Annotated in this window: 13 protein-coding genes; 6 read left to right on the forward strand and 7 right to left on the reverse strand. The window is 34.1% G+C overall.

Annotation, left to right across the window (positions count from 1 at the left end):
- Together AB8B65_RS14910 and AB8B65_RS14915 are read right to left on the reverse strand one after the other, a co-directional pair.
- Positions 1–609: UvrD-helicase domain-containing protein (locus tag AB8B65_RS14910; RefSeq protein WP_405302060.1), on the reverse strand; the 609-nt coding region annotated here is incomplete at its 3' end.
- A gap of 117 nt (positions 610–726) precedes the next feature.
- Positions 727–1,035: a hypothetical protein gene (locus AB8B65_RS14915; RefSeq protein WP_405302061.1), complete on the reverse strand. Its 309-nt coding sequence runs from the start codon at positions 1,033–1,035 to the stop codon at positions 727–729.
- 334 nt (positions 1,036–1,369) lie between these two features.
- On the opposite strand from AB8B65_RS14915, the gene AB8B65_RS14920 reads away from it, so the two are divergent.
- Entirely contained in the window at positions 1,370–1,978 is a 609-nt protein-coding gene (locus AB8B65_RS14920) for a superoxide dismutase (protein ID WP_405302062.1), read from the forward strand.
- Between the two features lie 818 nt (positions 1,979–2,796).
- On the opposite strand, the gene AB8B65_RS14925 is transcribed toward AB8B65_RS14920, so the two are convergent.
- From AB8B65_RS14925 to AB8B65_RS14945, 5 genes are all read right to left on the reverse strand, one after another.
- Positions 2,797–4,695, reverse strand: a complete 1,899-nt coding sequence (locus AB8B65_RS14925; protein WP_405302063.1) for a class II glutamine amidotransferase — start codon at positions 4,693–4,695, stop codon at positions 2,797–2,799.
- 68 nt (positions 4,696–4,763) lie between these two features.
- A complete protein-coding gene (locus tag AB8B65_RS14930) occupies positions 4,764–5,690 on the reverse strand; it encodes a PfkB family carbohydrate kinase (RefSeq protein ID WP_405302064.1) in 927 nt (308 codons plus the stop codon).
- A gap of 113 nt (positions 5,691–5,803) precedes the next feature.
- Positions 5,804–6,394 carry an START domain-containing protein gene (locus AB8B65_RS14935; RefSeq protein ID WP_405302065.1) on the reverse strand — a complete coding sequence of 197 codons (591 nt, stop codon included), beginning with the start codon at positions 6,392–6,394 and terminating at the stop codon, positions 5,804–5,806.
- A gap of 58 nt (positions 6,395–6,452) precedes the next feature.
- Positions 6,453–6,929: a ribonuclease HI gene (gene rnhA / locus AB8B65_RS14940; protein WP_405302066.1), complete on the reverse strand. Its 477-nt coding sequence runs from the start codon at positions 6,927–6,929 to the stop codon at positions 6,453–6,455.
- A gap of 2 nt (positions 6,930–6,931) precedes the next feature.
- Positions 6,932–7,501 carry a phosphoribosylglycinamide formyltransferase gene (locus AB8B65_RS14945; RefSeq protein WP_405302067.1) on the reverse strand — a complete coding sequence of 190 codons (570 nt, stop codon included), beginning with the start codon at positions 7,499–7,501 and terminating at the stop codon, positions 6,932–6,934.
- A gap of 188 nt (positions 7,502–7,689) precedes the next feature.
- On the opposite strand from AB8B65_RS14945, the gene AB8B65_RS14950 reads away from it, so the two are divergent.
- The 5 genes from AB8B65_RS14950 to pyk all read left to right on the forward strand — a co-directional run bounded on the left by AB8B65_RS14950 (position 7,690) and on the right by pyk (position 12,125).
- Positions 7,690–7,926: an acyl carrier protein gene (locus AB8B65_RS14950; protein WP_114901751.1), complete on the forward strand. Its 237-nt coding sequence runs from the start codon at positions 7,690–7,692 to the stop codon at positions 7,924–7,926.
- Positions 7,927–8,036: 110 nt separating this feature from the next.
- Positions 8,037–9,287 carry a beta-ketoacyl-ACP synthase II gene (gene fabF / locus AB8B65_RS14955; RefSeq protein ID WP_405302068.1) on the forward strand — a complete coding sequence of 417 codons (1,251 nt, stop codon included), beginning with the start codon at positions 8,037–8,039 and terminating at the stop codon, positions 9,285–9,287.
- A 3-nt stretch (positions 9,288–9,290) separates the two neighbouring features.
- The gene (rnc, locus tag AB8B65_RS14960; RefSeq protein ID WP_405302069.1) at positions 9,291–10,025 is read left to right on the forward strand and encodes a ribonuclease III; all 735 of its coding nucleotides are present in this window, start codon (positions 9,291–9,293) and stop codon (positions 10,023–10,025) included.
- A 184-nt stretch (positions 10,026–10,209) separates the two neighbouring features.
- On the forward strand, positions 10,210–10,695 hold the full coding sequence (locus AB8B65_RS14965; RefSeq protein ID WP_405302070.1) for an IPExxxVDY family protein: 486 nt from the start codon (positions 10,210–10,212) through the stop codon (positions 10,693–10,695).
- Complete coding sequence (gene pyk, locus AB8B65_RS14970; protein WP_405302071.1) at positions 10,695–12,125, forward strand: pyruvate kinase; 1,431 nt, start codon at positions 10,695–10,697, stop codon at positions 12,123–12,125. The genes AB8B65_RS14965 and pyk overlap by 1 nt, the downstream gene beginning before the upstream one ends.
- The last annotated feature ends 39 nt before the right edge of the window (positions 12,126–12,164 follow it).

A 12,164-nucleotide genomic window follows, 5' to 3' on the forward strand; every position in this document is an offset into this window, starting at 1 on the left:
CTTTCGCAAATGTGAAAGTTCATTTTCATCTTTGAGTAATTTTGCCGTTTCGTACAAGTTGAGCGAAATGTCCCAGCTTTTATCGTCGTCTGCTTTTTCGAGCGCGTACGCTATTAAAACATCCGAAATGAGTTTGTCTTCACCCGCTTTTGAAATCAATTGGTCTACCGCTTCATTTAGTAAAGCATCTGTGTCGAGTTCTACTTCAAAATTCAGCGGAAGCTTTAAGTCATACGCAAATGTTCTTATGACGCTATGCGTGAATTTATCAATCGTAGCTACTTCAAAAAAAGCATAATTGTGTAAAATACTTTTTAGGACTTCTTTGGCTTTTTGCTGCAATTGCGCAGGATGCAGTTTTAAATCGTTTGCCAATTCTACAAACATGGATGAATTTTTAGCCGTTTCATCAAAAGCAAACACATTTAAGTTTTCAATAATACGTGCTTTCATTTCGGCAACAGCCTTATTGGTAAACGTAACCGCCAAAATTTGCTTGTAAGCCTCTTTATGATTGGTGTTGAGTAGTATGCGCAAATAGTCTTTAACGAGCGTGTACGTTTTTCCCGATCCCGCGGAAGCGTTGTAAATGATAAAAGGTGTAGACACAGAAGATTTTTTAAGCTTATGACAAAGATAGTTTAAAATATAGAGTCGCAATCAAACAAAAAAATCCAGCTTCATTACAAAGCTGGATTTTATTTTAATTAATAGTAATAAATAGTTTTAACATTGGTATCCTGGACAAGAGATTCCTCCAGAGTTTCCTCCACCGCCACCAGTTCCGCCTGTATCACCACCGCCAGTTCCGCAGTTATTTACAGAGCAGTTTGCAAAAGTATAATCGTTACAATCGGTGTAATTTGTACAAGTTACCGTAAGGTCGCAACCATCAATACACGTTTCCGCGATTGACAAGTCGATTGGCTCACAGAAAAATCGTGATCGACGGCCACCGATTACTTGATTTTTTCCTAAATTGGAAACTTGAATTTTTTTCAATTGTAATTTCTTAATTAAATTCTTTTTTTTCATGATTTAAAAATTTTGTGGTTAAACATTTATTAATAAGAGTATCAATAGGTTAATTTGTTACCCTAGGCTAAATAAACAAAAAGTATTTTAAAACTAGATGCTTTAATTTGTAATATTTTTATAATCTTAAACGTAAGTATATTAAAAATAGCAATGCTATAATTATTTTTAATGTCAGAATTTTAAACGTAAAAACTGTTGGAATAGTTCTTTCAGAATAGATTAACTTTATATGAACATTTGCAGAATCTCTTTTGTCCGTTTTATTATGTCCACATATATGAGTATTTTTGTAGGTATAAGAATTAATGTTTAACTAAATAAAACAATCATAATGGCTTTTGAATTACCGAAATTACCTTATGCATACGATGCCCTAGAACCAAATATTGATGCAAGAACGATGGAAATCCACCATTCAAAACATCACAACGGATATACAAATAAATTAAACGCTGCAATTGAAGGAACTGATTTAGAAGGAAAATCAATTGAAGATATATTAACGAACTTAGACATGAGTAATGCAGGAGTTCGTAACAATGGAGGCGGATTTTACAATCACAGTCTTTTTTGGGAAGTAATGAATCCGGAAGGTAAAGGATATCTTTCAGGAGAATTAAAAGATGCTATTGAAGCTGAATTTGGTTCTAAAGAAGCATTCATGGAAGCATTTAGCAAAGCAGCAGCTACGCAATTTGGATCTGGTTGGGCTTGGCTTTGTGTACATAAAGGAGGAAAAGTAGAAGTATGTTCTACACCAAACCAAGACAATCCGTTAATGCCAGGTGTAACTTGTGGAGGAACACCAATTTTAGGGTTAGATGTATGGGAACACGCATATTATTTAAACTATCAAAACAGACGTCCAGATTATATCAAAGCATTTTTTAATGTAGTTAACTGGAATGAAGTTGAAAGACGTTATGCAGAGAGTAAATAAGAAGAAATATTCTTTTTAAAATATAGATAAAGGCGAACAGCAATGTTCGTCTTTTTTTGTTTTTTATTTTAAAGAGCCAAGATTTTTAGAGTCAGGAATCAGGATGTTTTCAAATGCTATTTTTGTATGGTTTGAAACTTTATTTTTTCAAAGTGGATTTTGCATCACTTGTGGAATGACAAAGTGTATAGTAGAAAACTGTGTTAAGCAGAACTTGATTTAGTTTCTTATAATATTGTACTAGGATTTGAGTGAGTTTTTAACGGCGAATTTGATCTAATTGTGAAGCAATCTGAAAAAGAGCCAAGATTTTTGGAGTCAGGAATCAAGATGTGTTCTAATAGTATTTGTGTAAAGTTTGAAACTTTATTTTTTCATTGAAGATTCTGTATTCATTGAAGAATGACAAAGTGTAAAGTAGAAAACTGAGTTAAGCTGAATATGATTTAGTTTCTAACGGCAAATCCGATCTAATTGCGCAGCAATCTAATAATCTAAGAGATTTTCGCTTTAGCGAAAAACAAGTCTAAAAGCGCAGCGATCTAATATCTATAAGCGAAAGCGATCTCATTTCACTATTGCGCATAAAAAAAGGTGGAATAAACCACCTTTTTTTGCCCCAAATCTTACCATGAACTTAACCTACTTATGCTATGGCATTGCTAATGTAAGTAGACTGGTTTAAACAGCACTAATAAATCAGATCAAATGCCTTTATTTTAGACAAAGTGTATATTTTAACTTTTATTTAAGGTTTCAATAATGCTGTCAGAAAATTTCTTACTTAAAAAATCTCTTTTTTATTGAATTACAAAAGCTTAATAAGCACGTTCTTTGTTGCCTTCATAAAAATTAATAAATGCTTTGTTTACTACTCGATTTCCTCCATCGGTAGGATAATTCCCTGTAAAATACCAATCGCCTAAATTGTTTGGGCATGCTTTATTTAAATTGGCTACTTTTTGGAAAATTACAGTTACTTCTGCGTTTACTGTATCGGTTTTGATAAGTTCACTTATTTTTTCTGATATTTCTTCATCTGTAAAAGGATCGTAAATTTCCTTTACAAAGTTTTTAACATCAATATCTTTTAAATTTTCTTGTAGTTTACACTTTTGGTACACTTCTTCTACCAAATCGTATTGGTTGCTATCTTTTAATAGCTCCAAAGCGGCTCTAAAAGCGATTAGGTCTTCCATACGCGCCATATCGATACCATAACAATCTGGATAGCGAATTTGTGGTGCAGAAGACACAACTACGATTTTCTTTGGATGCAAACGATCCATCATTTTAATAATACTCTTTTTTAATGTCGTTCCACGCACAATACTATCATCAATAATAACCAAATTATCTTCTGGTTGTATTACGCCGTAGGTTACATCATATACATGCGCTACCAAATCGTCACGACTGCTATCTTCCGTAATAAACGTTCGGAGTTTTACATCTTTGATGGCAATTTTTTCTACACGTGGTCTTTCCGATAAAATTTCACGTACTTTTTCTTCCGATAAGGAACGTCGACCATTTAAAATCTCGTTCGTTTTACGTTCGTTTAAGTATTCTTCTACAGCTTCTGTAAGTCCGAAGAAAGAAGTTTCGGCTGTATTAGGAATAAATGAAAATACCGTATTTCTAATATCGTCATCAATTGCTTTTAATACTTTAGGAAGCAATAACTTTCCAAGATTTTTACGTTCTTGATAAATTTCAGCGTCGCTTCCGCGAGAAAAATAAATACGTTCAAACGAACAAGCTTTGCGTTCTAATGGTGGCAAAATTTCTTTACTTTGAACACTTCCATCTTTTTTGATGATTAATGCATTTCCTGGATCAATTTCTTGTACATCGTCAAAATCTACATTGAATACGGTTTGAATCACAGGACGTTCTGAAGCAACGACAACAATTTCATCATCTTTGTAATAATATGCAGGTCTAATTCCGGCAGGATCTCTTAATACAAAAGAATCTCCATGACCTAACAATCCAGCCATAGCGTAACCACCATCCCAATTTTTAGCAGATCTTTTTAAAATTTTAGCAATATTTAATCGTTCTGCAATTAATGGCGAAGCTTCTTGCTTATTATAACCTTCATCCTTTAGTTTTTTGTATAACTTGGCAACGGCATCATCTAAAAAATGACCAATCTTTTCCATGATTGTCACTGTATCCGTTTTTTCTTTTGGATGTTGTCCAAGTTCAATTAAATTTTCAAAAAGATCGTTTACATTGGTCATGTTAAAATTTCCGGCAACAATCAGGTTACGATGCATCCAGTTATTTTGTCTTAAAAACGGATGCACACTTTCAATACTATTTTTACCAAAAGTTCCGTAACGTACGTGTCCTAAGAATAATTCGCCCACATACGGCAATTCCTTTTTTTGACGTGCTACATCGTTATTCAGTGCTGGCTTTTCTTCCAAAATTGTATTGATGCGATCGTTTACTTGCGCAAAAATATCTTGTATCGGTTGTTGTTCTTTAGAACGAACTCTGCTAATATAACGTTCACCAGGATTCATGTCGAGTTTAATGCTTGCCAGTCCGGCACCATCTTGTCCTCTGTTGTGTTGTTTTTCCATTAGCAAATACATTTTATTGATTCCATAAAATGCAGTACCATATTTTTTCTTATAGTAATCTAATGGTTTTAAAAGCCTCAAAAGTGCAATTCCGCACTCGTGTTTCAAAGCGTCACTCATTGTTGTAGTTTGTTGTGTTGTTTTACGTATTGTGACAAAAAAAAGCGCTCGTAACTGAGCGCTTTTTTTTAGTTTACTTCTATTTCAAACTGCGTCAGTTGTTTAAACTGCTTCAGTCGTTCTATTATTTCTTCTTTCGTGAGCGATTCCATTCGCTGTGTTCCAAACTTCTCTACACAGAACGAAGCTAAGTTAGAACCGTAAATAATAGCATTTTTCATGCTTTCAAACGAAATGTCTTCATGCTTTGCGATATATCCGGAAAATCCTCCTGCAAACGTATCTCCAGCTCCTGTTGGATCAAATACTTCTTCTAAAGGCAATGCGGGTGCAAAAAAGATGTTTCCATCATTAAAAATTAATGCGCCGTGTTCTCCTTTTTTAATTACTACATATTCTGGACCCATTTTATGAATCTTTTGTGCAGCTTTCACTAAAGAGTATTCGCCAGATAATTGACGAGCTTCTTCATCATTAATTGTAATTACATCTACTTTTTTGATCACTGCTAATAAATCGTCCCAAGCACAATCCATCCAAAAGTTCATTGTATCTAGTACAATAAGCTTTGGTTTCTCCGTCATTTGATTTATCACACTCATTTGTACGCCAGGATGTAAGTTTCCTAACATTACAATTTCAGAATCTTTATAGTTTTCAGGAACTACAGGATTAAAATCTGCCAATACATTTAGTTCAGTAACTAAGGTATCTCTAGAATTCATATCATTGTGATATTTTCCACTCCAAAAGAATGTTTTTCCACCTTCAACGATTTCTATTCCTGAAATATCTATATTTCTAGCAGCTAACATATCTAAGTGTTCTTGCGGAAAATCTTCTCCGACAACCGATACAATTGCTGAATCTACATTAAAGTTTGAAGCAGATAATCCAATATATGTAGCCGCGCCACCTAAAATTTTATCTGTTTTTCCAAATGGCGTTTCAATAGCATCAAAAGCAACCGTTCCTACAATTAATAATTTGCTCATTTCTTGAATTAAAATTTTTTGCAAACTTACATAAAATTTTCCCAAGAAAAATAGCTTGTGCGTATAGATCTATTTTTTGTGATTTTTTTGATGGAAAGTAACCCGAAAATCAACTATTCTACCAATTTCTTCAGTGCTTTAAAGTTGTAAAAAGGCGCTCTAGTAATGGTACTATTTATAATCCAATTTGGAATACTTCCGCCAGGATCACCAAATATTTGATGTGTAATGTGTACCGTATTGCCTTGCTGCTCTAGCAACCAATAACCTTCAAATGTAGTAATACGGTAATAATCGTCTTGTATTGCAAATCGATCAGAAGCAGAAGAAATATCAATTTTTACAACGCCATCTGTAATTCGACGTACTTTTAGCGCAATAACAACATCTCTGTTGCGAACTGGCCAAGGAAGATCAAGTGCTAACCAAATTAAATAATCGTCTTCTGAGGCTTTTCTAAGTAGTTTACTATCGAGTGCTTTGTAATTCCAGTCTTGGAGCTCATCTCCATCTAAAATAACATCTAAAACAGCCTCCAAAGAGCTTTTTACAGTCATTTCGGCTTTAAGCACCTTTAAACTACTGGAATTTGTAGATTTTACATAAATCTTAATATCATCTTTATTTTTCTTGAGTTTCCAGCTTTTTTGAGCAAAAAGTGGCGCAACAACGAATAAACTAAAAATAGCAATGTAGATTTTCATATTTGATTTTGAGGAATACAGACATGCAAAAATACGAATATGATCTTAAATAAACTATTTACAGCAATTTACGACTCTCGTTTTCGTGAAAAGAATCAATTTTTACCTTTTCTTTTTTGGAAGCTTCTACCGCTAAAAAATCGCAGCGTTCGTTTTGTTGATGGTTATTATGACCTTTAATCCATTGGAAACGGACAATATGTCTTCTGTAAATTTTTAAAAAGCGCATCCATAAGTCGCTATTTTTTTTTCCAGAAAATCCTTTTTTCTCCCAGCCAAAAACCCATTTTTTTTCTACAGAATCTACCACATACTTCGAATCGGTAAAAACTTTAACATCTGTATGCATGTACTTTAGTTTTTCTAAAGCGACAATTACTGCCAACAATTCCATACGATTGTTTGTCGTTTTTCGATAGCCTTCCGAAAATTCTTTCCGATATGGTTTCCCAACCCATTCCATCACAATTCCGTAACCACCTGGTCCTGGATTTCCTCTAGAAGAACCGTCTGTGTAAATATGTACGTCTGCCATAATTAGGAGTTTAAAAGTACCTGCTCAATAACCTCAGGAAAGTGCTTATATTCAAGATTATGAATCTTTTCAGCAAGCGTTTCTGGAGTGTCATTTTTGGTTATAATTGTCTTTGCTTGGAAAATAATAGCACCTTCATCGTAATTTTCATTGACAAAATGTATGGTTATACCGCTTTCTTTTTCTTTATTTGCAATCACAGCAGTATGCACATGAGACCCATACATGCCTTTTCCTCCATAATTTGGAAGCAAAGCAGGATGAATATTAATCACCTTATTGGGGAAGGCAGCTAGGATGTGAATGGGAAATTTCCAGAGGAAGCCTGCGAGTACAATGAGGTCAATTTGGGCGTTTTGGAGCAAGTTTAGGACATCGTCACTGTCATATAAAGCAGTTTTATTAAAGCTAAAAGCACTGATTTTCAGTTTTTTAGCACGATCTAAAACTTTGGCATGCTGATTGTTAGTCAGAATTTGAACAACGGAAGCATTATTTTGCTCTTGAAAATATCGAATAATATTTTCAGCATTAGTTCCGGAACCTGAAGCAAAAATAGCGATACGCTTCATAAAAAGAGTGTGATTTTAGTGACTGTTGTTTCGACAAAAAAAAGAATAATTATTAACAAAATGAAAGCAAAAGCAAATTACTTATTTTAAAATTTTAGTAAATTAGATCACATTTTTCAAACAAAATGTTGTTTTAAATTAAAGTTTTTTATTTTTGCCAACAATTAAATTTTAAAAACTATAAGATTATGTCAGACATTGCATCAAGAGTAAAAGCGATTATCGTAGACAAATTAGGTGTGGATGAGAACGAAGTAGTTCCAGAAGGAAGCTTCACAAACGACTTAGGAGCAGATTCATTGGACACTGTTGAATTGATTATGGAATTCGAAAAAGAATTCGATATCCAAATTCCAGATGATCAAGCAGAAAATATTGCTACTGTAGGTCAAGCGATCTCTTACATTGAAGAAGCAAAAAAGTAAGAAAAGAATAAATTTTCTATATTTAAAAATGACATTAGAATGCATATCATGCATTCTAATGTTTTGTTAAAAGAAATTTCTTCTTAATTTTTTAAACGAACTTATCAAAGATGGAATTAAAGCGAGTTGTAGTTACAGGTTTAGGAGCATTGACTCCTATCGGAAACACGTTAGATGAATATTGGAATGCGCTTCTTGCTGGAAAAAGTGGAGCTGCGCCAGTAACACATTTTGATCCTGAAAAGTTTAAAACAAAATTCGCCTGTGAAATCAAAAATTTTGAAGTCACAGATTTTATCCATAGAAAAGAAGCGAGAAGAATGGACAAGTTTTCGCAATATGCTGTAGTAGCTTCCGATGAAGCTATTGTAGACGCGAAACTTGATATGGACAGTATTAATAAACTAAGAGTTGGTGTTATTTGGGGCGCAGGAATCGGTGGTTTAGAAACATTTCAAGAAGAAATGATCAACTATGCCAATGGTGATGGAACTCCAAAATTCAACCCTTTCTTTATTCCAAAAATGATCGCAGATATTGCGCCCGGAAATATTTCTATTAAACATGGATTTATGGGACCAAATTATACTACGGTATCTGCTTGTGCATCATCAGCCAATGCGATGATTGATGCTTTAAACTATATTAGATTAGGACATTGTGATGTAATTGTAACTGGTGGAAGTGAAGCTGCTGTTACCATTGCTGGAATGGGTGGATTTAACGCCATGCATGCCATGTCAACACGAAACGATGATCCACAAAAAGCTTCTAGACCATTTGATGCAACTCGTGATGGATTTGTATTAGGTGAAGGTGCAGGTGCTATTATTCTTGAAGAATATGAACATGCAAAAGCTAGAGGCGCTAAAATATATGCTGAAGTTATTGGTGGCGGATTGTCATCAGATGCATATCATATGACTGCTCCACATCCAGAAGGAATTGGAGTTGTGGCAGTAATGAAAAACTGCCTAGAAAATGCAGGAATGCAACCAGAAGAAGTTGATCACATCAATACACACGGTACATCTACTCCATTAGGAGATGTTGCAGAATTAAAAGCAATTACCGAAGTATTTGGCGATCATGCTAAAAACATAAATATCAATTCTACCAAGTCCATGACCGGGCATTTATTGGGAGCCGCTGGCGCTATTGAAGCCATTGCGTCTATTATGGCAATTGAGCACGGAATTGTGCCGCCAACAATAAACCATTCTACGGTAGATGAAAATATTGATCCGAATCTCAATTTAACATTAAATGAACCTCAAAAACGAAATGTAAAAGTTGCCATGAGTAACACGTTTGGTTTTGGAGGACACAACGCTTGTGTATTATTTAAAAAATTAGACTAGCAGATGAATTTTGTTCGCAAAATATTAAATTCCCGATCGTATGAAGATGGGGACTTTTTTGTTGAACTTGAAGATATTCTCGGATTTAAAACCAAAAGAAAGAAGATTTATAAGAAAGCTTTTACGCATCGTTCGATGAATCAGAAAGACTCGAAAGGGAATTCTGTAAATTACGAACGACTAGAGTTTTTAGGCGATGCAATGTTAAGCAGCGTTATATCTTCATACCTTTTTGTAGAAGTTCCTTCTGGAAATGAAGGCTACTTGACAAAAATGCGCTCCAAAATTGTGAGTCGCGAGCACTTAAATGAATTAGGACGCGATTTAAAATTGATCGATTTGGTGCGTTCTCGTATTCCCAAAGATAACTTTGGTGAAAATATTCATGGAAACTTATTTGAAGCACTAGTTGGTGCTATTTTTCTTGACAAAGGATACAAATACTGCGAAAAATTTATTCACCTTCGTGTCATTTCTCCGTATGTTGACATTGAACGCTTAGAAGGAAAAGTAATCAGCTACAAAAGTTTGTTGATTGAATGGTGTCAAAAAGAAAAAAAGAACTTCAAATACGATGTATATGAAGACACAGGAAATGACGAATTAAAACACTTTGCGGTCAAACTTTTTATTGACAATCGTGTCGTTGGTAAAGCACGCGCTACTTCCAAAAAGAAAGCAGAAGAAAAAGCATCAAAAAGAGCCTATTTTGCTTTTCAAAAACAAATTTCCACTTAAAATTTCTATCTTATTTTTCACGTTCATTCAAAATTTCGAAATTACAACGCGGTGATTTTGCGATTTCAAAAAAAGAATTGATAAACGATAACGTTTTCGTTGCGAAATCTTTAGAAACAATACCAAAAATTAACCTTTATATACGCATTAAGTTCTATATTTACATTTGTTAATTGTAAGATTTATGGCAATTCATAAACTCTTTGAGGATGATTTTGAAGAAGATACCTATACGTTGATAGCAATTCATTGTTCAGCAGAAGATTACCGATTGGCGTATTTACTAAACAACAATCTCAATCTAAAATTAGCAAGAAAAAAGGAAGATTTGGATTATAATTATTTGGAAGCTTCCTTTTCAATTTATGAATGGGATGACGATGAAAATTTTGTAACCTGGAATTTGGTAGCGAATACAAGCAAAAAAGAAGTAGAACGAATTGCAAGTGCAGGATCTTTATTTTCAGAACAACAAGGAAAAAGAACAGTATCCAAATACTTAATTCCTGAACGAAAAAAAGTAGATTATTTTGTTAAAATATCTAGCGAAAGTCATTTAAAATCCCCGAAAATCATAGTATCTAAAATAAATGCCATTGCAGAAGTAATTACCGCATATATTTTAGATGCAAACCAACTAAAATCTAAAAACAATTTAATTTTTGAGTAATGCCAAAAAGAAAAAAGACGAAAATAGTAGCTACATTAGGACCCGCAACAAGTTCTAAGGAAATCCTTAAAAAAATGATTGAGCAAGGAGTAGATGTATTTCGCATCAACTTTTCGCATGCCAATTATGATGACGTAAAAGAACGTATCACAATGATTCGCGAATTAAGCAAAGAATATGGATACAACACGTCAATATTAGCCGATTTGCAAGGCCCAAAACTAAGAGTTGGAGTCATGTCGGAAGACGTAATTGTAGAACCAGGAGACGAAATTGCATTCTGTACAGGGAAAGAATTCAAAGGAACATCAAAAAAGGTGTACATGAATTACGAAAACTTCCCAAGAGATGTAAAAGCTGGTGAACGTATCTTACTTGACGATGGAAAATTAATGTTTGAAGTCGTAAAAAGTGACGGAAAACAAGAAGTAACAACGAAAGTTATTCAAGGTGGACCTTTAAAATCTAAAAAAGGAGTCAACCTTCCAAATACAGACATTTCATTGCCAGCTTTGACAGAAAAAGACGTGAAAGATGCCATTTTTGCCATCGGACAAGAAGTAGATTGGTTAGCGCTTTCATTTGTACGTCACAGTCAAGATTTAATAGACTTGCAAGCAATTATAAACGAACATTCTGAACACAAAATTCCAATCATTGCCAAAATTGAAAAACCAGAAGCAGTTGCTAACATTGATAAAATTGTAGCGTATTGTGATGGTTTAATGGTTGCACGTGGCGATTTAGGAGTAGAAGTGCCAGCACAAGAAGTTCCATTAATTCAAAAGCAATTAGTACTTCGTGCTAAAAAAGCGAGAATTCCAGTAATCATTGCTACACAAATGATGGAAACTATGATTACAAGCCTTACGCCAACAAGAGCTGAGGTAAATGATGTGGCAAACTCAGTAATGGATGGAGCTGATGCGGTAATGTTATCAGGTGAAACATCGGTTGGTAAATATCCAGTACAGGTAATTCAGCAAATGACAAAAATCATTAAAAGTGTTGAAGATTCGCCATTAATTGATGTACCACAAGAGCCGCCACACATTCGTACCAAGCGATACATTACAAAATCAGTATGTTATCACGCTTCAAACATGGCAAATGAAATCAAAGCAAAAGCCATTTGTACACTGACAAATAGTGGATATACAGCTTTTCAAATTTCGGCTTGGCGACCAGATTCGCATATCTTAGTATTTACATCAAACACAAGAATACTTTCACAATTAAACCTACTTTGGGGCGTAAAAGCATTTTTCTATGACAAATTTGTAAGTACTGATGATACTGTAGAAGATGTAAACAGAATAGCCAAATCAAAAGGATTTGTAAAGAAAAATGACATGTTAATCAACTTAGCTGCCATGCCAATTACAGACAAAGGAATGGTAAACACATTACGTGTATCATTAATAGAATAAAAAGTATAATTTTTTTAATACATTGCACAATGTGCTTGG

The sequence above is a fragment of the Kordia sp. genome (assembly GCF_045105435.1).
GTDB lineage: Bacteria > Bacteroidota > Bacteroidia > Flavobacteriales > Flavobacteriaceae > Kordia.